Below are 24,462 nucleotides of genomic sequence, written 5' to 3'. Positions count from 1 at the left end.
ATTTTGTTGTTAAAAAATACGTTTCAGCTGATTACGATTGGAAAGTTATTGATCAAGCGCAACACTCCAACTGTAAAAACAGAAATAATGAAGCGCACAGTAATAGGAGGTGTCAATGGAACTGAGTCCTGTTTTTGCAAGGCGACTGTATTTAGCTTTGTTAGTAGAAAGCCTTGAAAGGCCCAACGTGCCCAAACTCATCGAAAAAACGGGGTGGCCTCGCCGTACGATTCAGGATGTCCTGAAAGCACTGCCAGGAATAGGGATTGAACTGATGTTTGTTCAAGATGGAAGGCGTCACAATGATGGTTACTATCAACTCTCTGATTGGGGGCCATTTGATAGTCAATGGGTATTAGATCGTCGCTGTGATATTGCGACTAGCCTTGGATTTAGTGCATAAGCCAGCATTTGCTGGCTTTTTTTATGGTGTTTTCACATTGATATCGCATAAGCAGCAGTAAACGGTGCCCAAAATCGTAACAGAGGTTTTGAAATAATTGGAGTAACCGGTAATCGAGCGTTACTGTATCGCCCCCCAATTGATGGGCGTGAGTTTTTAGCTCGTTTACCGCCCTTAGAATCAATTTGTCATTGGGAATGAGCCAAGAGCTGAACCAGTAACCTTCACTGCCTGTCACATCCCCTAACCAATTACACTGATCAGCATCAAATCCGGCATCAGTACGGATCTGGATGCGATCTGCATCGTTTGGAAGTGGGCTGTGTGATGAGCTACAGCCTATCATTAGCGCTGCCAGCAATAATATAGACAGTCTTTTCATAAGTTAACCTTTCAAAGCTAAATAAGAGATAAAACCAAGCCAGCTCACGATCAGCAGTGCCCAAGGTAACCATGAGGTCGGTACTAAGCTGGATGAAGTTTCAATCTGTGCGGGTTCTTCTTCTCTATTTTGTGCGGTTTTCTTTAGCTGCAATGCTCTTTTTTTTGCTTTATCTACCTGCCGGTTTTTCTCTTTTTGCTGTTTTTTATACAAAGCAATGCCTTTCTCAATACCTTGGGCGATCAGCTTGGTTTGCTCTTTAGTTTGTCCCTGCTTCTGAGTGGCTAAGGCGACTTTCATGGCTTGTTGCTGAGTTTGTTCTGAGGGGATAATCGTTTTATTCATAACGTTTACAAGCGGCTATAGACAGGTGCTCACCCTATCACGTATCGTCATGTTTCACTATTGAGGTTGATCACTATGCGTGATGTTCAAGTGAGAAACTGGTCAAGAGCAAAGATCAGGCTAGCTATTTGAAATCTATTCGCTAAAGTAAAAACGTTTTTTTAAAAGAGCGAAGGTATTGATGCGTTATGCGTTAGAGCGATACGACCAACATGGTTTTCTTAAAGCCCCTAAACTTATCTGGCTTGGTTGGTTATTTTTGGCAAAAGCTTGGATTGTTTTTGTGGTGGCGGGAGCAAGCCGAGATAATGGCACGACGATTTTAACAATTGCTTACCCAGACCATTCGATGCTTTATTTGGGGTTGATTATGGGGCTGCGAAGCATCATTCTGATGTGGCTTATCAGCTTACGTGCTCCTGAACGATCGTGGCTAAACCGCATCGTCAGCATGGGAAAACCGCTGACGTTACTTATGGTTATCTTGCAATTTATGCAAACGCTTTATCATATCTATTTAGAGCACGGCGTTTTTAATTGGGCCAATGCAAGCACACTGTTGGTGCTGTTATGGTTTGGTCTATATCTACTGAAGAGTAAAAGTGTGCGCGATTGTTTTTCTATCCCGCTCATAGACAAGGCGTGATCCCAATCAAGGTCGCCCCAAAAAACTGAATTACACTGAGCAAAAATAAGTAAGTGAGGATATTTTATGACACAACCTCAAACCGCGATTCTGCCTGAAGCAGGTCCGTTTGCGCTGTTTAGCCTTTTAAAAGTAAAGAAAAATTTGGCACATGTTTTAGCGCAATTAAAAACATTGCCCGCTTTAGTCAATGAGATAAATCAGCATCAACCCGGTGCTGAATTAACCGTGTCGGTCGCGTTTACTCGCACCTTTTGGCAGCGTTTGAACCAAAGTATGCCACAAGAGCTGATTGATTTTCCTGAGCTTGGTAAAGGTGAAACCATCGCACCTAGCACTGAGGTGGATGTGTTGATTCACTGCCATTCTCAACGCCATGACTTGCTGTTTTATGTGTTGCGTAAATGGATGGAACCCGTGGCTGAGTGGGTTGAAATGGTGGATGAAACCTACTCATTTCGTTACTTAGATGCGCGTGATATGACGGACTTTATCGATGGCACTGAAAACCCTAAAGCCGAAAAACGTCAAGAAGTGGCACTGATTGCTGAGGGTGAATTTGCTGGTGGCAGCTATGTGATGTTGCAGCGTTTTGTGCATAACCTTCCAGCTTGGAATCGCTTAAATGTGGCGGCGCAAGAAAAAGTGATTGGGCGTACTAAGCCTGATTCGATTGAGCTTGATAATGTACCTGCAGCGTCTCACGTTGGCCGTGTTGATCTTAAAGAAGAGGGGAAAGGGCTGAAAATTGTTCGTCACAGTTTACCTTACGGTACGGTAAGTGGTGAACACGGTTTACTGTTCATTGCTTATTGCCATACGCTGCATAACTTTAAAGTAATGTTGGAAAGTATGTATGGTGTGATGGATGGTAAAACAGACCAACTGCTGCGTTTTACCAAAGCCGTGACGGGCGCGTACTTTTTTGCCCCTTCAGCTGAGATGCTGCAACATCTTGAACTAAAGTAAGTCTCAATATTGTCCTACCATCTGACCGAGCCTTGTGCTCGGTTTTTCTTTTTAAGCATTGAGTGTAAAGAAAATCGACCGCTGTCCGATACAAAGATCATTCATTCTATGGCATGGGTCTGTTATGGCAATTACCGTTAATACCAATGTTTCCGCTTTGATTGCGCAGCGCCACTTAGGCTCAGCAAGCGAAATGTTGAACCAATCTTTGGAGCGTCTTGCTTCCGGGAAGCGTATTAATAGTGCCAAAGATGATGCTGCGGGTTTACAAATTTCGAATCGCCTTGAGTCGCAAATGAGGGGCTTAGATGTTGCCGTGCGCAATGCTAATGATGGTATTTCAATCATGCAGACCGCTGAAGGTGCAATGCAAGAATCAACGAATCTGCTCCAGCGTATGCGAGACCTCTCTTTGCAGTCAGCGAATGGCGTGAACAGTAAAGCGGAGCGGCAAGCTTTACAGGAAGAAATGAGTGCTTTGAACGATGAATTAAACCGAATAGCTGAAACCACCTCTTTTGGTGGTCGTAAGTTACTGAATGGTTCGTTTGGTCAATCCTCATTTCAGATAGGGGCGAGCTCTGGCGAAGCAGTGCAAGTTTCGTTAAAAAACATGCGTTCAGATAGTTTGGATATGGGCGGCTTTAGCTATGTTGCGGCAGGTATGGCGGATAGCCAGTGGCGGGTGACGCAAGATAATCGGCAGCTCACCATGAACTATAGCGATATCAATGGTAAGCAGCAGAGCATTCAAATCCAAGCCAAAGTGGGGGACGATATTGAAGAGTTGGCGACTTACATCAACGGGCAAACCAATAAGGTATCGGCGTCAGTCAACGACAAAGGGCAGCTACAACTTTTCATTGCGGGTAAGGAAACCTCCGGGACTATTGATTTTCAAGGTAGCTTAGCTAATCAGTTGCAAATGAATATGACGGGATATGAAGCGGTCGACAACCTTGATATTACCGAAGTTGGCGGTGCGCAGCGTGCGGTTGCTGTCATTGATACTGCAATGCAGTTCGTTGATAGCCATCGCTCAGAGTTAGGCGCGCTGCAAAACCGTTTTAGCCACGCCATTAACAACCTTGACAACGTACATGAAAACCTTGCCTCATCAAATAGTCGAATTAAAGATACGGATTATGCGAAAGAAACCACCCAAATGGTGAAACAGCAAATCCTGCAACAAGTCAGTACCTCTATTCTTGCACAAGCTAAAAAACAGCCAAACCTAGCACTGGTATTGCTTCGGTAGCGATGAAAAGCGATATCTATCGACTTTTATCAACAAATCTTTAGCGAAATTATTACCTCTCTGGTGGTTTTTCGACCTTTCATCCTGTTTTTATCGCGAAACACATTTTTTTTAGAAAATTGAAAAAAAATCCTCAAGCTTTGGAAAATACCGCCGTTATAAAAAGTAACTTTGAGAGAACTATTTGGTTTTCCGAGACGTCGGAAACCGGAAACATCGGAAAATCAATTGGAGTAATCACCATGGCAGTTAATGTAAATACCAACGTATCAGCGATGACAGCACAGCGTTACCTAAATAGCGCTAGCAATGCACAACAGACATCAATGGAACGCCTATCTTCTGGCTTCAAAATCAACAGCGCTAAAGATGATGCGGCAGGCCTACAAATCTCTAACCGTTTGAATGTCCAGAGCCGCGGTCTTGACGTAGCAGTACGTAATGCGAATGACGGTATTTCTATTGCACAAACCGCTGAAGGTGCAATGAACGAAACGACCAACATCCTGCAACGTATGCGTGATTTGTCACTACAATCGGCTAACGGTTCAAACTCAAAGTCAGAGCGAGTGGCAATTCAAGAAGAAGTAACCGCATTGAATGATGAATTAAACCGTATTGCAGAAACCACTTCATTTGGTGGTAATAAATTGCTCAACGGTACTTTTGCAACCAAATCCTTCCAAATTGGTGCTGATAACGGTGAAGCGGTTATGCTTAGCCTAAATAATATGCGCAGTGATAACACCATGATGGGCGGTACTAGTTACCAAGCTGCAAATGGTAAAGATAAAGATTGGACTGTTCAGGCGGGAACTAATGACCTACAAATCACACTGAAGGATACTTCAGGTATAGATCAAACCATCGATATCTCAGCAAAAGAAGGTGATGATATTGAAGAGTTGGCGACTTACATCAATGGTCAAACCGATATGGTGAAAGCCTCTGTTGATCAAGATGGCAAGCTGCAAGTCTTTGCTGGTAGCAATAAAGTCGAAGGGGCTGTCTCTTTTGCTGGTGGTCTTGCTGGTGAGCTTGGTATTGGTGCAGGTAAAACGGTTACTGTTGATACTATTGACGTAACCTCTGTTGGCGGTGCGCAAGAATCAGTTGCCATTGTTGATGCCGCTCTACAGTTTGTCGATAGCCATCGTGCGCAACTAGGTGCATTCCAAAATCGCTTTAACCATGCAATCAGTAACTTAGATAACATTAATGAAAATGTTAGTGCATCTAAGAGCCGTATTAAAGATACTGATTTTGCCAAAGAAACAACAGCGCTTACTAAGTCGCAAATTCTTTCTCAAGCATCAAGTTCAGTGCTTGCTCAAGCAAAACAAGCGCCACAAGCGGCACTTGGTTTACTCGGCTAAAGAACTCAATAGCCCAAGAGTCATCTCTAATGAAAATCCAGCTTCGGCTGGATTTTTTGCTTTAGTAGCAAAGTGGAAAAAGTGTTAGTTGATGTAGCATTATTTTGCCGAATTTTTAAAACCAATCACACTTTCCATACTCGTTACATAAATTTTAAAAAAAGGCTTATTTTTTTCTAAAGGATATAAATCTTTCGCCGTTAAAGGATACGAGAGAAATGAGATGTATTGACGTGAGGTGAGAGACACCGAAGTACATCAACACAATGCCTAAGGAGATCAATATGGCAATTAATGTAAACACTAACGTGTCTGCAATGACCGCGCAGCGTTATTTAAATAACGCCGCCGATGGTACGCAGAAATCAATGGAGCGTTTGTCATCGGGCTATAAAATCAATAGCGCGCGTGATGATGCAGCGGGCCTACAAATCTCAAACCGTTTGACTTCACAAAGCCGTGGTTTGGACATGGCAGTGAGAAACGCAAACGATGGTATCTCTATTGCACAAACCGCAGAAGGTGCAATGAATGAAACCACCAATATCTTGCAACGTATGCGTGATCTTTCTTTGCAATCCGCAAACGGTTCTAACTCAAGTTCAGAGCGCCAAGCGATCCAAGAGGAAGTCTCAGCACTCAATGATGAATTAAACCGTATTGCTGAAACAACCTCATTTGGTGGTAACAAACTGCTGAATGGTTCGTTTGGTCATAAATCTTTTCAAATTGGTGCCGGCTCTGGCGAAGCAGTGATGCTTTCCATGGGCGACATGCGTTCTGATACTAAAGCGATGGGCGGGAAGAGTTATGTTGCTACAGATGGTCAAGCGCCTGATTGGACCGTTACCACTGCGACAGATTTGACGCTGAGCTATACTGACAAGCAAGGAGAGGCTCGCGAAGTCACCATTAACGCTAAAGTGGGAGATGACTTAGAAGAGGTGGCTACTTACATTAATGGCCAAAATGGAGACATCAAAGCTTCAGTTGGAGATGAAGGCAAACTGCAACTGTTTGCTGCGAATCAGAAAGTCTCAAGCGATGTCACTATCGGTGGTGGCTTGGGTACTGAGATTGGTTTTGCAGCGGGTAAAGATGTAACCGTCAAAGACATCAATGTCACAACGGTTGGCGGCTCTCAAGAAGCAGTCGCTTTGATTGATGGTGCATTGACGGCCGTTGATAGCCAGCGCGCTTCCTTGGGTGCATTCCAAAACCGTTTCGGTCATGCCATCAGTAACCTTGATAATATCAACGAGAATGTGAATGCGTCTCACAGTCGAATTAAGGATACTGATTATGCTCGTGAAACAACCCAAATGACGAAGTCGCAGATTTTGCAGCAAGCGAGTACGTCAGTTTTGGCACAGGCGAAGCAGTCACCATCTGCAGCTCTTAGTCTATTGGGTTAACCCATAGGCGAATGGAGCTTTGTGGGGAAAGTAGTGTTTTCACTGCTAACCTATGAGGTGGAAGGGAGATTGTTATGGAAATACCATCCTACACATCGAACATCCAGCCTTACGGCTCGCAAAGTGGCATTAAATTTGCTTCAGAAAACGATGGTGCGACACGCGTTTCCTCGAAACAAAATGAGGCGAATCGTGCTGAACAGTTAAGAGATAGGCAAAACCAAAGCGTTGAAGCGGCAATCGAGCTTACACAGCAACGAGAGCAGCTCAACAAAGCGGAAAGAGCCAAAATGGTAGATCAGATGAATGAATTTATCTCATCTATCAACAAAGACTTAGCGTTTAGAGTCGATGAAGAATCAGGACGGGATGTTGTGACGATTTATGAAGCCAGCACTGGTGACATCATTCGTCAGATCCCGAACGAGGAAATGTTAGAGGTTTTGCGACGCCTTGCCAGACAAAAAGACCACAGTACAGGTTTATTGGTTGCTAAGGTGTAATCGTAGTTTTGAGGTGATTTAATGAGCTTAGGCCCGATGGGTATGAATACTGGCATGGATATCAATTCCTTGGTCAGCAAAATTGTCAATGCAGAGCGCGTTCCTAAGCAGCAACGTATTGATAATGAGCTTGGCCAAATTGATGCCAGTATCAGTGCCTACGGGAGACTCAAAGAGTCGCTGGATACGATGAAAAATCTTATGACGAATTTTCGTCAGGAGAAGGCTTTTGCGCTGCGAAAAGTTGATACTACTGATGAAAATGTCGTCTCCGCGACAGCCACCACTGACGCAATAGCGGGTAAATATGCTATCGATGTGTTGCAGCTTGCACAGAGCCATAAAGTTGCCTCGGATGTTTTAGATAAAGAGGCAAAGTTTGGCCCTGGTAAGCTGCAGATTTCGCTCGGTGATCAGAAGTTTGATGTTGATGTCCAAGCCAATTCAAAATTGATTGATATTGTTCGCAGTATCAACAGTACGAAAACCAACCCCGGAGTCCGAGCTTCGGTAATCAATGATGTAGAAGGACCACGTTTGATTGTGGCCTCTAACCTCTCTGGAAAAAATCATGGCATTAAAATTAATGCTCAGTCTGATGCCGGAAATCCTCTCAAAAATCTAGAATACAAAACGCTGGAAGAACGCGTTAAAGATTTAGAAAAAGCACGCGCTACAGCGCAACAAGTCATTGCACCACTCACGCCAGCTCAACAAGCTATCGCAGCAAAAGTCGCCGAGAAAATAGGTGCAGCGGCGCGTGAAGTTGACCAAAGCATGGCGAGTGGTGTTCAAGAAGTCGCAGGGCAAGTTGCAGCCGACGGTAAAACCGCTAATGCTGCAGGTGAATTAACCGACGTCGCCATTAAAGCCGCCGCCGCCGCCGGTGTTGCTGCCAATAAATATTTGAAACCGCAAGATCGTATTCCTGGATGGACTGAAACCGCCTCTGGCACGTTACTCGATTCCTACTATGAACCTGAGCCAGAGTTAGATGCGACTGCTCTAGAGAAAGCACAAGATGTGCCCGGTTGGACTAACACCGCTTCTGGTACTTTGGTTGACTCCTATGTGACACCTAAAGAAGCGCAAGCTAAGTTTGAGCAACAGCTGGCAGCTGAAAAAGCCGCGGTTGCGGCGGCAGTGCGTAGTGGTGAACTGACGTCAGAGCAAGCCAAGCAGAAAGAGCGTGAAAAGCTTGACCCGCAAGAGCGTGAGTATTTAGATAAAGTCGACAAAGCGGATGCTGAACTTAGGGCGGCACAAGCATCGTTTGACGCCTATCAAGGCATGACCCAAGTACAAGCAGGCCAAGATTCCGTGGTGGTTTTGGACGGTGTTGCGACCCTTTCTAGCAACAACAATGTGATTGAAGATGCGATTGAAGGGGTTGATTTGACCCTTAAAGGGCAAACAGTCAAAGGCAAACCACCGGCTGAAATTGGGATCGAGTATGATCGCAAAACAGTGCGCGATGATATTGAGCAATTTGTCGCTGCGTACAATCAGTTTTATCAGGTTTCTAAAGAGCTTGGAGGCGTTGACCCTCGGACTGGGCAAGCTGGGCCGCTGGCGGGGGATAGCATTGTACGCAGTGCCGATTCCCGTCTACGCAGTGTTTTTTCAGCTAGAATTGAGCAAGCCCCTGAAGAGATCAAAAGTCTGATTGAGTTTGGTATTACCACCACACGGCAAGGAACACTTGAAATTAACTACGACATGTTAGATCGCCAACTCAATAACAACTTTAATAAGCTAGGTGAATTTTTTGGTGGAAACCAAGGATTTGCTAAACGAGTTGAAGATGCTATTCAGAGCATGACGGGGGTGACGGGGTCGATTCGTACACGCGAAAAAAGCTTAGTAGAACGCAACTACCGTATGGTGGACGACCAAGCGGCACTTGATCGCCGCATGGACAGTTTGGAGAAGCGAACGCATTCTAAGTTTTCAGCAATGCAAGATGCGACCAGTAAAATGCAGAACCAGTTAGCTGGTATGATGAATGCGCTAGGCGGCTGATATGGAACAGCAACTCGACCTTTTAAGTGATCTAGATCACCAAATAACAGCAATGCTTGTCATTGATGAAATTAATACTGAAGAAATCAATCATCTTGTCGATAAAAGGGAACGGATATTGCAAAACCTACTGACGCATGCGTCAGAAAACCCACAGTTTGCAATGTCGAGCCAATGGCGAGAGGCTATTGATGAAACTAAACATCTTGTTGAACTGATGCAGTCAAAAACGGTGGAGATCGGTAGAACGCTCCAAAAATACCGGCACGGTAATAAATCCGTTCAGCAATACAAAAAGTTTTTATAAGAGGAAGACTATGCGCGGTTCTTTACAGGCATACAAAAAGGTATCAGTGGATAGCCAGCTCAGTGCGGCCTCGCCGCATAAAGTCGTACAAATGTTGATGGCGGGTGCCATTGAACGCCTTATTCAAGCAAAAGCAGCAATGCTACAGGGCAATATTCCAAGCAAGGGCGAGCGCCTTGGTAAAGCGTTGGATATCATTATTAGTTTACGCAGCTGCTTATCGATGAGTGATGGCGGAGATATTGCGAAAAATTTAGATCAGCTTTATGAATTTATGATCACTCAGATCACCGAAGCGAATCATCAAAATGATCCCCAACCGCTGGATGATGTGATCGACATCATTCGAGAAATTAAATCGGCATGGGATCAAATCCCTCCTGAATACCACAATCTGACGGCAAGCGAAGTGGGTATATAAGTTATTTATAAAACTTTAGGCACTTATTTTTTAAAGTTTTAACTGATGTCACACCAGCTCATTGCTTGGTTGCCTTATTTTTTTTATTCCATAGAATAGAAGCCATTACTAGCCTAATGGCTTTTTTTGTTGCTGAATTCCACAAATTGTCTATCGTTTAATCAAGTGATTATAGAAAAACAAAACTGGATAACGATTTTCAGAAGTGCGGCCACAATTTCTCTGATTTAAGGCAAATATTCTCACCTATGCAAGGTTTAGCAAAACTGCTTGTGATAGAGGACGATCTGCAGATCCGTCTCAATATAAGTAACATTTTAGAATTTGTTGGAGAGCACTGCGAGGCGATCGAGTCATCCCAAATCAAGGATATTGATTGTTCAAGATTGTGGGGCGGCTGCATTATTGGATCGCTAAAAAGTGAGCGGTTAACTCATGAGCTAAATCAATGGTTAACCAAAGCCAATCATATTCCACTTCTAATGGCAAACAAGCAGCCATATTCATTGGAAGAATTTACTCAATACGTCGGTGAACTTGAGTCACCCCTTAATTATCCTCAACTGAGTGACGCACTAAGGCATTGCAAAGAATTTTTAGGGCGTAAAGGTGTTCTCGTTCCTTCCACATCGCGTAAAAATACTTTATTTCGCAGCCTTGTAGGCCAAAGCCATGGCATACAAGAAGTTCGTCATTTGATTGAGCAAGTCTCGGGTACAGAAGCCAACGTGCTGATCTTGGGTGAGTCTGGAACGGGCAAAGAAGTGGTTGCGCGGAATATCCATTACCATTCTGCACGTCGCAACGGTCCGTTTGTGCCGATTAACTGTGGTGCGATTCCGGCTGATTTACTTGAAAGTGAATTATTTGGTCATGAAAAAGGGGCCTTTACCGGAGCGATAACCGCGCGCAAAGGTCGTTTTGAGCTTGCCGAAGGCGGTACTTTATTTCTCGATGAGATCGGTGATATGCCGATGTCGATGCAGGTAAAGTTGTTGCGTGTGTTGCAAGAACGCTGTTTTGAACGTGTGGGCGGTAACACCACCATTAAAGTGAATGTGCGTGTGGTTTCAGCGACTCACCGCAATTTAGAAAACATGATTGATGATGAATCATTCCGTGAAGATCTTTACTATCGACTCAATGTTTTCCCAATTGAAATGCCAGCGCTAAAAGATCGCAGAGACGACATCCCACTGCTGTTACAAGAACTGATGACACGTATGGAAGCGGAAGGTGGACAGCCATTTTGTTTTACCCCGCGAGCAGTCAATTCGTTAATGGAACATAATTGGCCGGGCAATGTCCGTGAGCTAGCGAATTTAGTTGAGCGGATGATCATTCTCTATCCAAATAGTCTCGTCGACGTCAATCATTTACCAACTAAATACCGCTATAGTGATATTCCAGAATTCCAGCCAGAGCACAGTTCCTATGGCTCTGTTGAAGACCAAGAACGTGATGTTCTGGCGGGTATTTTCTCTGAAAACTTCAGTTTTGAAGACGTCGAAGAGATGCACGAGAATCTTAACGCACCGCAGTCATTGCCCCCTGAAGGGGTGAATTTGAAAGAGCTATTGGCTGATTTGGAAGTCAATATGATCAACCAAGCCCTTGAAGATCAAGGCGGAGTGGTAGCGCGTGCCGCTGATATGCTGGGTATGCGCCGTACCACTTTGGTTGAAAAAATGCGTAAATACAATATGCAACGGTGATCAATAACAGCATGGGTAAAGTTTAGTCAATATATTGGCAATGGATTAATTCTTTGATTTTAAAGAAAAATAGCCTGGCATGTATTTTGCGTGTTAGACTATTGTTGTTTTATAGGTAGAATTTCGACATGCAGTCTCCTGACACACCCATTAATCAATCTCACTTAGATTCTGTCGAGGATCAAGTTGAGCGTTATAAACAGGTTCTTGATGTGATGCCTGCTGGCGTCATTTTGCTCGATACTCAAGGCGTAGTCAGAGAGGCTAACCCTGAAGCTCAGCGGTTATTGCAAGTCCCATTGGCAGGTGAAAAATGGTATTCCGTCATTCAAAGCGCTTTTGCGCCAAGAGAAGATGATGGGCATGAAATCTCGCTGCGCAATGGTCGTAAAGTTAGATTAGCCATTTCAGCATCAGCAACAGGCCAATTGATATTAATCACCGATTTAACCGAAACTCGGTTACTTCAATCACGCATCAGTGATTTACAGCGCTTATCCTCACTCGGTCGAATGGTGGCGTCTTTGGCACATCAAGTTCGCACACCGTTATCCAGTGCCATGCTCTATGCCTCAAATTTAGCTGTGCCTAGCTTGCCAAACGCTACAAGAGAGCGTTTTCAGTCTAAGCTGATGGATAGGCTTCATGATCTTGAAAAACAAGTCAATGATATGTTGTTGTTTGCCAAAGGTGGTGACAATAAAGTCATTCAGCCGTTTACAGTGACAGACTTGGTCTGCGAATTTGTTCCCATGGTGGAAACGGCATTAAAAAATAGCGCAATTGATTATCACCAAGAAGTGGAACAAGAAGGGACTGTGGTGTTAGGCAATGCAAATGCTATCGCCTCTGCACTGAGTAACTTAGTGATGAACGCAATACAAATTGCGGGTAAGGCGTCGCAAATTGATGTCTTTTTTCGCCCGGTAAATGGTGAGCTGAAAATCTCGGTACAAGACAGTGGCCCGGGAGTGCCTGCGGCGTTGCAAAGTAAAATTATGGAACCGTTTTTTACCACTCGCTCACAAGGAACGGGGTTAGGGTTAGCGGTGGTACAAATGGTCTGCCGCGCCCATGATGGGCGATTGGAATTAATTTCAGAAGAAGGGGAGGGTGCCTGCTTTACTATGTGCATTCCACTCGAGCGTCATGCCCCTTCTTCACCAACAGAGACTGGAGAAGGATGATGGCTCAAAGCAAAGTCTTAATCGTTGAAGATGATGAAGGTCTACGCGAAGCGTTAGTCGATACTTTGGCGCTGGCCGGTTATGAATGGCTGGAAGCTGATTGCGCCGAAGATGCACTGATTAAACTCAAAGCACATCCTGTTGATATTGTTGTCTCTGACGTTCAAATGGCTGGCATGGGTGGCCTTGCACTGCTGCGCAACATCAAACAGCACTGGCCCAATTTACCCGTGTTGCTGATGACGGCGTACGCCAATATTGAAGATGCGGTCTCGGCGATGAAAGAGGGTGCCATTGATTACATGGCAAAACCCTTTGCTCCCGAAGTGCTGCTCAACATGGTTAGTCGTTACGCGCCAGTGAAATCGGATGATAACGGTGATGCGGTTGTTGCTGATGAGAAAAGCCTGCGCTTATTGTCACTTGCCGACAAAGTGGCAAAAACCGATGCTAACGTCATGATTTTGGGCCCAAGCGGCTCAGGAAAAGAGGTCATGTCTCGCTACATTCATAACTCATCTCCGCGTAAAGATGGGCCATTTGTGGCGATCAACTGCGCCGCCATCCCAGACAACATGCTCGAAGCCACCTTATTTGGTTATGAAAAAGGGGCATTCACAGGAGCGGTACAAGCTTGTCCGGGCAAATTTGAACAAGCGCAAGGTGGGACCATTTTACTCGATGAGATCAGCGAGATGGATCTGAACCTACAAGCAAAACTGCTGCGCGTACTCCAGGAGCGTGAAGTGGAACGCTTGGGTGGGCGTAAAAGCATTAAGCTTGATGTCCGCGTCTTGGCGACCAGCAACCGCGACCTAAAGCAGTATGTGCAGGAAGGCAATTTCCGTGATGATTTATATTATCGCCTTAACGTCTTTCCAATCTCATGGCCAGCGCTACGTGACCGCAAAGGGGATATTGAACCGCTTGCTCACCACCTTGTGGAGCGTCACTGCACTAAGCTTGGTTTACCTGTGCCTCGTATCGCGCCGCAAGCCATTAACAAGTTGCTTAGTTACGCTTGGCCGGGCAACGTCCGTGAACTTGATAACGTCGTGCAACGCGCGCTTATCTTGAGTGGGCAAGGAGACATTGCAAGTGAACATATCTTGTTGGAAGGAGTTGATTGGCAAGATGCTAGCAGCCTGCAACAAGTCGTAGAGCGCAGCGATATTGCCACACCAGAGATTAAGCCTGTAGCACAAGCCGAAGTGAATAAGCTGTTTAATAACAATGGCGCTGCACTAGGCGATGAGCTGAGGGATCAAGAGTACACCATTATCATGGATACTTTAGTTGAGTGCCAAGGTCGTCGTAAAGAGATGGCTGATAAGCTCGGGATTAGCCCTAGGACACTGCGTTATAAATTAGCGAAAATGCGTGATGCAGGAATCGATATCCCCAATTAAACAAAAAGCAGGCGATGGCATATAAATTGCTGTATTACTGAAAGAAGCAGCACAGCAGTCAAAGATTTGGCGTTGGAGGTAGCAATGAGACTTGATGGTTTAAACAGCGAAATGCAAACAATGATGTTGGAAGCAACCAATGCTCGTCCTACGGCAACCGGACAAAGTGTGAGCGCTGATTTTGGCGATATGCTTTCCAAAGCCATTAATAACGTGAACAGCTTGCAAAAGACCTCAGGTAATCTACAAACCCGCTTTGATCGGGGAGATGAAAATGTCTCACTATCGGATGTGATGATTGCTCGTAATAAGTCGAGTGTAGCCTTTGAGGCAACGATTCAAGTTCGCAATAAACTTGTTGAAGCCTACAAAGAACTCATGAATATGCCTGTATAAATTAGGTAGATGCCGTGACAGAAGATAAGCAAACAACCGATCTTACCGTGACCAGTGGTGCTGACCACGCTTTGATGGCGAGCTCAGAGCTAGACATGGACACGCAAAACCCAGATCTTGAAGAGAAGAGTTCATCCAAAAGCGATTTTGCGATGGGTGATCTAGACTTGTTGCGCCAAGTGGTGTTAGTCCTCTCTATTTCCATCTGTGTCGCGTTGATTGTCATGTTGTTCTTTTGGGTTCGAGAACCTGAAATGCGCCCGCTTGGTGCTTATGAAACCGAAGAGCTTATACCCGTCCTTGATTATCTTGACCAGCAGAAACTGACCTACAAATTAGATGGCAACACTATTTTGGTGCCATCGGGTGAATACAACAGCTTAAAACTCAACCTTGTCCGTGCAGGGTTAAATCAAAACAAGCAAGCGGGCGATGAAATCTTGATGCAAGACATGGGCTTTGGTGTATCACAACGTCTTGAACAAGAGCGGCTAAAACTTAGCCGTGAGCGTCAACTTGCTAAAGCAATCGAAGAGATGAAGCTCGTCAACAAAGCTCGTGTGTTGCTGGCGCTGCCAAAGCAGAGCGTATTTGTACGGCATAACCAAGATGCATCCGCAACTGTCTTTCTTACCTTACGAACTGGCGCGAACCTCAAACAAGAAGAGGTCGACTCTATTGTCGATATGGTCGCCAGTGCTGTACCTGGGATGAAGCCCAACCGAATTACCGTGACGGATCAACATGGTCGTTTACTCAGCTCAGGTTCTCAAGACCCTGTGTCGTCAGCCCGTCGTAAAGAGCAAGAACTTGAGCGTAAGCAAGAAGAAGCTTTACGTGAAAAAATTGATTCGGTATTAATCCCAATTCTAGGTTTTGGTAATTATACCGCCCAAGTGGATATCCAACTGGATTTCAGTGCCATTGAACAAACGCGTAAACGTTTTGATCCCAATACCCCCGCAACTCGCAGTGAATATACGCTTGAAGATTATAACAACGGTAGTATGGTCGCTGGTGTTCCGGGTGCATTAAGTAATCAACCCCCAGCGGATGCTTCGATTCCTCAAGACGTTGCGCAGATGAAAGATGGTTCGATACTCGGGCAAGGTTCTGTGCACAAAGAAGCCACTCGCAATTTTGAACTCGATACTACCATTAGCCATGAGCGCAGGCAGTCCGGTGTTGTTAACCGACAAACGGTGGCGGTAGCGATTAAAAACCGTTCTTCAGTGAATCCAGAGACAGGAGAAGTCACCTACACTTCGCTGAGTGAAAGTGAAATTAATGCCGTGCGTCAAGTGTTAATTGGGACGGTTGGGTTTGATGAAAACAGGGGCGATTTATTGAATGTGCTTAGCATGCAATTTGCCGTGCCTGAAGTTGAAACTATGGCTGATGTGCCTATCTGGGAACATCCTAACTTCAACGACTGGATTCGTTGGTTCGCCAGTGCGCTAGTGATTGTCGTTGTGATTTTAGTGTTAGTTCGTCCTGCATTGAAAAAACTGCTCAACCCTGCTGCGGATGATGATGACCCAATGTACGGACCTGATGGTTTACCGATTGGTGCGGATGGAGAGACTAGCTTAATTGGTAGTGGTATTGACGGCGGTGATCTCTTTGAGTTTGGTTCCGGTATTGATTTGCCAAACTTACACAAGGATGAGGATGTACTGAAAGCGGTGCGTGCTCTGGTGGCTAACGAGCCTGAACTTGCGGCTCAAGTAGTGAAGAATTGGATGCAAAATGCCTGAAAATAAAAATGGAACCGAAGTGGAAGAATCAAAGATCGATATATCAACGATTTCTGGTGATGAAAAAGCCGCTATTTTGCTGCTGAGTTTAAACGAACAAGACGCTGCAGGTATCATTCGTCATCTTGAACCTAAGCAGGTACAACGAGTCGGTAGCGCGATGGCGAAAGCGAAAGAGCTCAGCCAAGAAAAAGTGGGCGCGGTGCATCGTGCTTTCCTCGAAGATATTCAGAAATACACCAATATCGGTATGGGTAGTGAAGACTTTATGCGTAATGCGCTTATTGCTGCATTAGGTGCCGATAAGGCCAATAACTTGGTCGATCAAATTTTGTTGGGTACGGGATCAAAAGGCTTGGATTCATTGAAATGGATGGATCCGCGACAAGTAGCGAGCATCATTGTTAATGAACACCCACAAATCCAAACCATTGTTTTATCGTATTTAGAACCAGATCAATCGGCTGAAATTTTGGCGCAGTTTGCACAGCGTGACAGTTTAGATTTACTAATGCGTATCGCTAACCTTGAAGAAGTACAACCTTCTGCATTAGCTGAGCTAAATGAAATCATGGAGAAACAGTTCGCAGGCCAAGCGGGTGCGCAAGCCGCGAAAATTGGTGGTTTGAAAGCGGCGGCCGATATCATGAACTACCTCGATAATAATCTTGAGGGCTTGCTCATGGATCAGATGCGTGAGCAAGATGAAGACATGGCAACGCAGATCCAAGATCTGATGTTCGTGTTCGAAAACTTAGTCGAAGTCGACGACCAAGGTATTCAAAAATTGCTGCGTGATGTACCGCAAGATGTGCTGCAAAAAGCACTCAAAGGTGCTGATGATGCCTTGCGCGAGAAGATCTTCAAAAACATGTCAAAACGTGCTGCTGAGATGATGAAAGATGATCTTGAAGCCATGCCACCCATTAAAGTCTCTGACGTTGAAGCGGCGCAAAAAGAGATTCTGGCGATTGCACGTCGCATGGCCGACAGCGGTGAAATCATGCTGTCTGGCGGCGCGGACGAATTCTTATAATCTAACCCTGACTCAACAATAGGTAGCATTATGTCTGGAGAAAGAAAACGCGGCTTTTTACGTTTAGATGCAGACGCTAATATTGAACAAGCCAAAAAGTGGGGGTTGCCTGACTACGGCGCAGAGATCAATAAAAAAGCCAAAGAAACGGCAATGAACTACGACCCCGGTTGGATGCCAAGTTTTGATGAGCCAGTGGCTGAAGAGCCGCTGCAACTCAGCGAAGAAGAGATTGGCCAGATCAAACAAGGGGCTTATCAAGAAGGTTTGCATCAAGGTCAAGAAGCCGGATTCAAACAAGGCTATGAAAAAGGCAAAGAAGAAGGGCTGATTGCAGGACACCAAGAAGGTGTTGAGCAAGGAAAAATAGACGGTATCGCTGAAGGGCAAACCCTCATCCAGCAGCAGGTCAATATTTTCGTTGGTCTTGCCAATCAATTTGCTCAACCGCTAGAGTTGATGAATGCCCAAGTTGAAAAACAGCTGGTCGATATGGTTTTAACCTTGGTCAAAGAAGTCGTTCACATTGAGGTACAAACCAATCCACAAGTGATCTTAGATACCGTCAAATCGTCGGTTGAATCCCTGCCTGTATCCGGCCATGCCATCACATTAAAACTCCATCCAGAAGATGTCGAAGTGATTCACTCTGCTTATGGCGAAAAAGAGCTGGATTTCCGAAACTGGACATTGGTCAAAGAGCCAGCGTTAAATCGCGGTGACGTCCAGATTGAAGCAGGTGAATCGAGTGTGAATTATCGAATGGAAGATCGTATTCGTAGCGTGTTGAAAAGTTTTTGTGGCACCAATCGTCACCAACAAGGTGATCAATAGTGTTGTCTCTTGCCGATCGCCTTAGTCAATACAAAACGGAAGGGTTAACCTGCCGCCCAATGGCATCGGGCAAATTGGTCCGTGTGGTTGGTTTAACCCTTGAGGCTACCGGTTGTAAAGCCCCCATTGGCAGCTTATGTAAAGTAGAAACCATGTCCGGAGAAATGGAAGCGGAAGTGGTTGGCTTTTCTGGCGATAACCTCTATCTGATGCCCAGCGAACAGATAACAGGCGTACTGCCCGGAGCTAAAGTTACCCCAATGACAGGGGACACGGGCCTGCCTGTTGGGATGGAACTGCTTGGACGGGTGATTGATGGTGTCGGTAACCCACTCGATGGGCTAGGGCCTATTTATACCGAAAAGCGCGCATCGTTTAATGCTGACCCTATCAATCCATTAGCTCGCAAACCCATAACAGAACCTCTGGACGTTGGCCTAAAAGCGATCAACGGTTTACTCACGGTGGGTAAAGGGCAGCGGATTGGTTTATTTGCTGGTTCTGGTGTCGGTAAGTCGGTAACGCTTGGCATGATGACCCGTGGCACAACCGCTCAAGTGGTGGTGGTGGGGCTGATTGGTGAACGTGGCCGAGAAGTAAAAGAGTTTATTGAAGAGATTTTAGGCGTTGATGGACGTCAACGTTCAGTGGTGGTAGCCGCGCCTGCGGACTCCTCGCCACTGATGCGTTTAAAAGGATGTCAAACCGCGTTAGCGATTGCGGAATACTTTCGTGATCAAGGGTTAGATGTGTTGCTACTAATGGACTCGTTGACTCGTTTTGCCCAAGCGCAACGTGAAATTGCGTTATCTGTGGGTGAGCCGCCAGCCACAAAAGGTTATCCGCCATCGGTGTTTGCTAAACTGCCCGCCTTGGTTGAACGAGCGGGAAATGGCGGTCCTCACCAAGGATCAATTACCGCTTTCTTTACCGTGCTCACCGAAGGGGATGATCTACAAGACCCGATCGCTGACGCATCGCGAGCCATTCTTGATGGTCACATTGTTTTATCACGAGAAATGGCCGATGCCGGGCATTACCCAGCGATTGATGTAGAGAAATCGGTCAGCCGTGTCATGCCACAAATCACCACCGATGAACATCTGTTGATGTCGAAAGCGGTGCGTCAAATACTCTCCATCTGTCGGAAAAATCAAGATCTCGTTTCTATCGGTGCTTACAAGCCGGGGACGGACCCTGCGATTGACAGTGCATTTACGCTAAAACCTAGGCTGGATGAATATTTGCAGCAAGGGATGAAGGATTCGGTTCCTTACGACATGTGCGTCAATATGCTCAAGCACGTTTTGCAAGTGGGGTAATCGATGGATAACGCACTCGAGTTTTTGCTTGATCAAGCCAAAGACAAAGAAGAAAAAGCCGTGATGGCGTTATCTAAATCGCGTGATGAGCTAGAGAGCTATTACAAGCAGTTGGCGCAGATTGAACAATACCGACTGGATTATTGTCAGCAGCTTATGGAGCGCGGCATGTCAGGTTTGACGGCGAGCCAATATGGACACTTAAACCGATTTCTTACCCAGTTAGATGAAACCCTTGTCAAACAAAGAGATGCAGAACAACACTTCAAAAATCAGGTAGAGAACTGCCAAGAGCATTGGATGGAAGTGAGAAAACAGCGACGCTCTTACGAATGGCTCATTGAAAAAAAACAGATAGAAGCGCAACGTCTGCAAGATAAACGAGAGCAGAAGCAGATGGATGAGTTTTCTACACTGCTCTTTAGTCGGCAACGTTCTAATCAACACAAGTTTTAAGCAACATAAGTTTTAAGCAACATAAGTTTTAAGCAACATAAGTTTTAAGCAACATAAGTTTTAAGCAACATAAGTTTTAATCAAAATAAGTTTTAAGTCACTGACGCCTCAAGTCGTCAATGTGTCCAATTAGATGGGTGTCATACTTTCTTATCGATATTGAAGGCTTGGCTTATTTCTTGCTTCTGACTAATCACGGAGTTCATTAGGTTAATCCACTACGCCATCGTCAAAAAATGATGAAACATGGCTTACTGGCCAATAATGAATCCGCGTCATCCTCTGTTTTTAGTGCGAGCATCATGGATATGAATGTAAATATTACAACACCATCCGACACCTCTAAAATGGCCAGCGTGAGTAAAGCAGGCTCTGATACGGTGAGTGAAGGTTCTGAATCTCAAGGTTTTTTTGAAAAGCTGACCACCCTCATTATGGGTCGTAGCACTGAATCTTCGGCAGAAACTGACTTTAAGGCGCTGGATGAGGGAGCTGTGCTCACCGATGAGGTGGCTGCCCAAAGTAGCGATGCCTTGTTAGATAAAGAACTTGGTGAGGCCTTGAGTGAAGAGGCCGATGTTGCTACCGTGCAAACAAAATTACCCCCTTCAGCAGAGGTTGATGACTCCGCTCTTCAGCAGAAAACAGCACAAGTTATGAGCGATGGCGATGAAATCCTTGGCCGTTTAAATAGCGCCAATCAAGCACTTGCTGACCAAAACGGCAAAACCTTGCCACAAAACCCTCATCCAGTAGAGGTGCAAATCGATGACAATGCAGGTGACTCTGCGGATCAAGCTGAGCAAAAAGCGCTAGCGACTGCACAAATCCCAGTACCGGATGCATTCGCTAAACCCACTACTGAACTAGTAGCACCGACGTCAGTGAATGAGCAAGCTCCATTATCTGATCAGCACATCACGGAACAAGATGCAGAGCGTGTGCTGCCTATTCATCAGGGCAAAGAGCGTTCTATGGCTGCGGAAGGTTCACCTACGGCATCAGGCTTAAGCGCAGAGACTGAAGAGAGTGGTGAACTCATCCTGCCGGAATCAGTCCGAAAATTCATTCAGCCGCCTCAAGATACAAAGTCAGTGCAAGTAAGCGCTTTGTCGCAAGCGATAGAGGATGAGGCCACTTTACTTACCACAACTGAAGTTGGCGATGTAGCAGCTAACGCGGCGACAAAAAGTGATAACGGCATGCCCATGGAGCCATCATCTTTAGTTGAGGCAAAAGCGCTTGATTCACAATTGACGACAAATTTAGCACAGAGCAAGCTGCCACTCTCTCCATCTACGAATACAACACAAACCGATGCGGAAAATGATCAGCAAGGTTTGCCCACAGAGATGTTATTGGCTTCTGCAGCCATTCCTTGGGCCAACACAGCTGTTGCCGAAGGGCAAGCATTACCTCTAGACGTGGCACAAAGTGAAACGGTCCTCAAGGGTAAAAATACGCCGGTTTCATTAGCCCATTCTGTTCAGCAAGCCTTAGCTCAGCAACAATCTCAAACCATGCAGGCCGCCGTGGTGGCAGACAAAGCCGCACTAGCATCGTCACCTCTTGTGACAGCAAGCAATGAGTTATCCAATCTACAAATACAACAGTTAGCGAATGCGGCCGCGATACCAGCTGCAACACATGCAGAATTACCACTCAACCCCGCGCTACTCAAAGCCGGATTAGGCGCGAAAGCGTTATCGGGTGTGAATGATGCAGGGTCTGCTCAAGAGCAAAAAGAGGGCACATTAGCGCAGCAGCTTTCGAGTGCTTTGGGGCAACATGGTTTGAACGCGACGCAGAGCCGTGCTGACAACTTACAAGCCGCGCAACAGCCCCCTTTATTGTTCAACCGAGAAATGGCCAGTGAGCAAATGGCGGAACGGCTGCAAATGATGATGTCGAAAAACCTCAAGCATGTTGATATTCGTTTGGATCCTCCCGAATTAGGGCGTTTGCAAATTCGTATGAATATGAATGGTGATCATACGACGGTCCATTTTACGGTCGCTAACCATCAAGCTCGGGATGTGATTGAACAATCGATGCCAAGGCTACGAGAAATGTTGGCACAGCAAGGTGTACAGTTGGGTGAGACTTCTGTTCAACAACAGAGTGCTGGTCAGCAACAAGCGCGCTACACTGCCGATGGGGATGCTCAATCTGGTCAATTGGCGCGCAACGGAAGCTATTTAGACGAAGAAAACCTTGATACAGACGTCAAACTTGATTTGAATGTCGCATCAAAGCGTGATGGAATCAGTTATTACGCTTAAACTAACATTAAAATAACGACATAGAGAAACATTATGGCCGATGAAGAGTTAGGAGCGGAAGCCCCAAAAGGGAACAAAAAACTGCTGATTATTGTTATCGCTGCTGTAGTGTTACTGCTTGGTGGTGGTGCCGCTCTCTTTTTGATTGGGGGAGGTGAGGGTGAAGCCACGAGCGATCAAGCACCTGCAGCGCAGCAAGCTTCGCCGACAGATCCAGTGGCTTACGTCAATATTGCACAACCGTTTGTATTTAACGTCACGGGTGATAAAAAAGATCGTTTGGTGCAAATCAAAGTGCAGTTGATGGTGCGAGGTTCAAAAAATGAAGGCCTTGCACGTTATCATTCGCCTTTGGTTGAAAGTTCATTGCTGGCCACTTTTGCGTCTGCCACTGTGGAGCAGCTTCGTAGCCCTACCGGGCGAATTGAGCTGAGAGATAAGGCGACCGATGACATTAAAGCGGCACTCACTAAAGCGGTTGGGCAACCTGTGATCGAAAAAGTGTTGTTTACCGATTTTGTAATGCAGTAGGTGAGAAGTGACTGATTTATTAAGCCAAGACGAAATTGATGCTCTACTTCATGGTGTAGACAGTGTTGATGAGGCGGAAGACGATGACGATGTTGCCGGTAAGCCGGCGATTAACTTTGACTTCTCTTCACAAGACCGCATCGTCCGTGGGCGTATGCCTACGCTGGAGCTTATCAACGAACGTTTTGCTCGTCACATGCGTATTAGTTTATTCAACATGCTACGCAAAACGGCTGAAGTGTCGATCAACGGCGTGCAGATGATGAAGTTTGGTGAATACCAAAATACGCTTTATGTTCCAACCAGCTTGAACATGGTGCGTTTTCGTCCGTTAAAAGGGACCGCGTTGGTCACAATGGAAGCGCGTTTAGTCTTCATTTTGGTGGAAAACTTTTTTGGTGGCGATGGCCGTTTCCACGCTCGAATTGAAGGGCGCGAATTTACGCCAACAGAACGACGAGTCATTCAATTACTGTTAAAAATTGTTTTCGGTGACTACAAAGAAGCTTGGTCACCGGTGATGGGCGTTGAGTTTGAATATTTGGATTCAGAAGTGAACCCAAGTATGGCTAATATCGTCAGCCCAACGGAAGTGATCGTAGTGAGCTCGTTTCATATCGAAGTCGATGGCGGCGGCGGCGATTTCCACGTGGTTATGCCTTATTCGATGGTTGAACCCATTCGTGAGTTGCTCGATGCGGGTGTCCAGTCGGATAAAATGGAAACCGACGTACGTTGGAGTTCTGCGCTGCGCGAAGAGATCATGGATGTACCCGTCAATTTCCGAGTCAATTTATTAGAACAAGACATTTCACTGCGTGACTTAATGGACCTGCAAGTCGGTGATATTATTCCAATTAAAATGCCAAAACACGCGACAATGTTTGTTGAAGAGCTGCCAACTTACCGAGTAAAAATGGGCCGCTCTGGTGAGAAAATGGCGGTTCAAGTCTCTGAAAAAATTAAACGCCCTGATGTAGTAAAAACGGATCTCGCCTTTTTAGGCAAAGACATCATGTCTGAATTTGAAGATGATGACGAAGAAGATAACGAAGAATAATAGAGTAGGTAACGAAGATGGAACCAAGTGACGACCAAAGATTGGCAGACGAATGGGCCGCCGCATTAGGCGAGGACCCATCCGCACCTAGTATTGATGTAGATGAAATTCTGGCAGCGCCTCTTGATGAATTAAAAGATACTTCGCCACCGATCACCGAAGATGAGCGCCGCAAACTGGATACGATCATGGACATTCCGGTGACCATTTCGATGGAAGTGGGGCGTTCGAAGATCAGCATTCGTAACTTACTGCAATTGAACCAAGGTTCTGTAGTTGAGCTTGATCGCATCGCGGGTGAGTCATTGGATGTGATGGTTAACGGTACTCTGATTGCTCATGGAGAAGTGGTGGTGGTTAACGATAAATTTGGTATTCGTTTAACCGATGTAATCAGCCAAACTGAGCGTATTAAAAAGCTGCGTTAGCA

The 24,462-nt window shown here is 45.6% G+C and carries 25 protein-coding genes; 23 read left to right on the top strand and 2 right to left on the bottom strand.

What is annotated here, in order from left to right; all coding sequences use genetic code 11:
* Positions 1–115: 115 nt before the first annotated feature.
* Positions 116–403 carry a winged helix-turn-helix domain-containing protein gene (locus VOR_RS0105515; RefSeq protein WP_010318729.1) on the top strand — a complete coding sequence of 96 codons (288 nt, stop codon included), beginning with the start codon at positions 116–118 and terminating at the stop codon, positions 401–403.
* On the opposite strand, the gene VOR_RS17730 is transcribed toward VOR_RS0105515, so the two are convergent.
* Complete coding sequence (locus tag VOR_RS17730) at positions 393–785, bottom strand: DUF4156 domain-containing protein (RefSeq protein WP_010318728.1); 393 nt, start codon at positions 783–785, stop codon at positions 393–395. The two genes, VOR_RS0105515 and VOR_RS17730, sit on opposite strands and share 11 nt — an antisense overlap.
* Before the next feature lie 3 nt (positions 786–788).
* On the bottom strand, positions 789–1,130 hold the full coding sequence (locus VOR_RS0105505; RefSeq protein WP_010318727.1) for a DUF2956 domain-containing protein: 342 nt from the start codon (positions 1,128–1,130) through the stop codon (positions 789–791).
* 178 nt (positions 1,131–1,308) lie between these two features.
* On the opposite strand from VOR_RS0105505, the gene VOR_RS0105500 reads away from it, so the two are divergent.
* From VOR_RS0105500 to fliN, 22 genes are all read left to right on the top strand, one after another.
* Positions 1,309–1,776, top strand: coding sequence for a DUF2919 domain-containing protein (locus VOR_RS0105500; RefSeq protein WP_029626937.1), 468 nt, complete (start codon positions 1,309–1,311; stop codon positions 1,774–1,776).
* Between the two features lie 66 nt (positions 1,777–1,842).
* The gene (locus tag VOR_RS0105495; protein WP_010318725.1) at positions 1,843–2,745 is read left to right on the top strand and encodes a Dyp-type peroxidase; all 903 of its coding nucleotides are present in this window, start codon (positions 1,843–1,845) and stop codon (positions 2,743–2,745) included.
* A gap of 124 nt (positions 2,746–2,869) precedes the next feature.
* Positions 2,870–4,003 (top strand): flagellin, encoded by a 1,134-nt coding sequence (locus VOR_RS0105490; protein WP_010318724.1) that lies wholly within the window; start codon positions 2,870–2,872, stop codon positions 4,001–4,003.
* Positions 4,004–4,245: 242 nt separating this feature from the next.
* Entirely contained in the window at positions 4,246–5,379 is a 1,134-nt protein-coding gene (locus VOR_RS0105485; RefSeq protein ID WP_010318723.1) for a flagellin, read from the top strand.
* A 284-nt stretch (positions 5,380–5,663) separates the two neighbouring features.
* Positions 5,664–6,794, top strand: a complete 1,131-nt coding sequence (locus VOR_RS0105480) for a flagellin (protein WP_010318722.1) — start codon at positions 5,664–5,666, stop codon at positions 6,792–6,794.
* Between the two features lie 74 nt (positions 6,795–6,868).
* On the top strand, positions 6,869–7,297 hold the full coding sequence (gene flaG, locus VOR_RS0105475; RefSeq protein WP_010318721.1) for a flagellar protein FlaG: 429 nt from the start codon (positions 6,869–6,871) through the stop codon (positions 7,295–7,297).
* A 21-nt stretch (positions 7,298–7,318) separates the two neighbouring features.
* Positions 7,319–9,319, top strand: coding sequence for a flagellar filament capping protein FliD (fliD, locus tag VOR_RS0105470; protein ID WP_010318720.1), 2,001 nt, complete (start codon positions 7,319–7,321; stop codon positions 9,317–9,319).
* Between the two features lies 1 nt (position 9,320).
* Positions 9,321–9,626 carry a flagellar protein FliT gene (fliT, locus tag VOR_RS0105465; RefSeq protein WP_010318719.1) on the top strand — a complete coding sequence of 102 codons (306 nt, stop codon included), beginning with the start codon at positions 9,321–9,323 and terminating at the stop codon, positions 9,624–9,626.
* A gap of 10 nt (positions 9,627–9,636) precedes the next feature.
* Positions 9,637–10,047: a flagellar export chaperone FliS gene (fliS, locus tag VOR_RS0105460; RefSeq protein WP_010318718.1), complete on the top strand. Its 411-nt coding sequence runs from the start codon at positions 9,637–9,639 to the stop codon at positions 10,045–10,047.
* 248 nt (positions 10,048–10,295) lie between these two features.
* On the top strand, positions 10,296–11,762 hold the full coding sequence (locus VOR_RS0105455; protein ID WP_010318717.1) for a sigma-54 dependent transcriptional regulator: 1,467 nt from the start codon (positions 10,296–10,298) through the stop codon (positions 11,760–11,762).
* Positions 11,763–11,890: 128 nt separating this feature from the next.
* Entirely contained in the window at positions 11,891–12,949 is a 1,059-nt protein-coding gene (locus VOR_RS0105450; protein ID WP_010318716.1) for a sensor histidine kinase, read from the top strand.
* Positions 12,949–14,358, top strand: coding sequence for a sigma-54-dependent transcriptional regulator (locus VOR_RS0105445; protein ID WP_010318715.1), 1,410 nt, complete (start codon positions 12,949–12,951; stop codon positions 14,356–14,358). Before VOR_RS0105450 ends, VOR_RS0105445 begins: the two co-directional genes overlap by 1 nt.
* 84 nt (positions 14,359–14,442) lie before the next feature.
* A complete protein-coding gene (gene fliE, locus VOR_RS0105440; RefSeq protein ID WP_010318714.1) occupies positions 14,443–14,754 on the top strand; it encodes a flagellar hook-basal body complex protein FliE in 312 nt (103 codons plus the stop codon).
* Between the two features lie 14 nt (positions 14,755–14,768).
* The gene (gene fliF / locus VOR_RS0105435; RefSeq protein WP_010318713.1) at positions 14,769–16,511 is read left to right on the top strand and encodes a flagellar basal-body MS-ring/collar protein FliF; all 1,743 of its coding nucleotides are present in this window, start codon (positions 14,769–14,771) and stop codon (positions 16,509–16,511) included.
* Positions 16,504–17,547, top strand: a complete 1,044-nt coding sequence (gene fliG, locus VOR_RS0105430) for a flagellar motor switch protein FliG (protein ID WP_010318712.1) — start codon at positions 16,504–16,506, stop codon at positions 17,545–17,547. The genes fliF and fliG overlap by 8 nt, the downstream gene beginning before the upstream one ends.
* A gap of 30 nt (positions 17,548–17,577) precedes the next feature.
* Positions 17,578–18,381 carry a flagellar assembly protein FliH gene (fliH, locus tag VOR_RS0105425; protein ID WP_010318711.1) on the top strand — a complete coding sequence of 268 codons (804 nt, stop codon included), beginning with the start codon at positions 17,578–17,580 and terminating at the stop codon, positions 18,379–18,381.
* Entirely contained in the window at positions 18,381–19,703 is a 1,323-nt protein-coding gene (gene fliI, locus VOR_RS0105420) for a flagellar protein export ATPase FliI (RefSeq protein WP_010318710.1), read from the top strand. Before fliH ends, fliI begins: the two co-directional genes overlap by 1 nt.
* Positions 19,704–19,706: 3 nt before the next feature.
* A complete protein-coding gene (fliJ, locus tag VOR_RS0105415) occupies positions 19,707–20,159 on the top strand; it encodes a flagellar export protein FliJ (protein WP_010318709.1) in 453 nt (150 codons plus the stop codon).
* Positions 20,160–20,395: 236 nt separating this feature from the next.
* Positions 20,396–22,441 (top strand): flagellar hook-length control protein FliK, encoded by a 2,046-nt coding sequence (locus VOR_RS0105410; RefSeq protein ID WP_029626936.1) that lies wholly within the window; start codon positions 20,396–20,398, stop codon positions 22,439–22,441.
* Positions 22,442–22,474: 33 nt separating this feature from the next.
* A complete protein-coding gene (gene fliL, locus VOR_RS0105405) occupies positions 22,475–22,972 on the top strand; it encodes a flagellar basal body-associated protein FliL (protein WP_010318707.1) in 498 nt (165 codons plus the stop codon).
* Between the two features lie 7 nt (positions 22,973–22,979).
* Positions 22,980–24,032, top strand: a complete 1,053-nt coding sequence (gene fliM / locus VOR_RS0105400; protein WP_010318706.1) for a flagellar motor switch protein FliM — start codon at positions 22,980–22,982, stop codon at positions 24,030–24,032.
* Positions 24,033–24,049: 17 nt separating this feature from the next.
* The gene (gene fliN / locus VOR_RS0105395) at positions 24,050–24,460 is read left to right on the top strand and encodes a flagellar motor switch protein FliN (RefSeq protein ID WP_010318705.1); all 411 of its coding nucleotides are present in this window, start codon (positions 24,050–24,052) and stop codon (positions 24,458–24,460) included.
* Positions 24,461–24,462 lie beyond the last annotated feature (2 nt).

Origin of the sequence: Vibrio ordalii ATCC 33509 (assembly GCA_000257205.1) — a bacterium.
In the GTDB taxonomy this organism is placed as follows: Bacteria; Pseudomonadota; Gammaproteobacteria; order Enterobacterales; family Vibrionaceae; genus Vibrio; species Vibrio ordalii.
The sequence above is the reverse complement of the archived record's forward strand: the minus strand, read 5'-3'. Positions and strand labels throughout refer to the sequence as shown.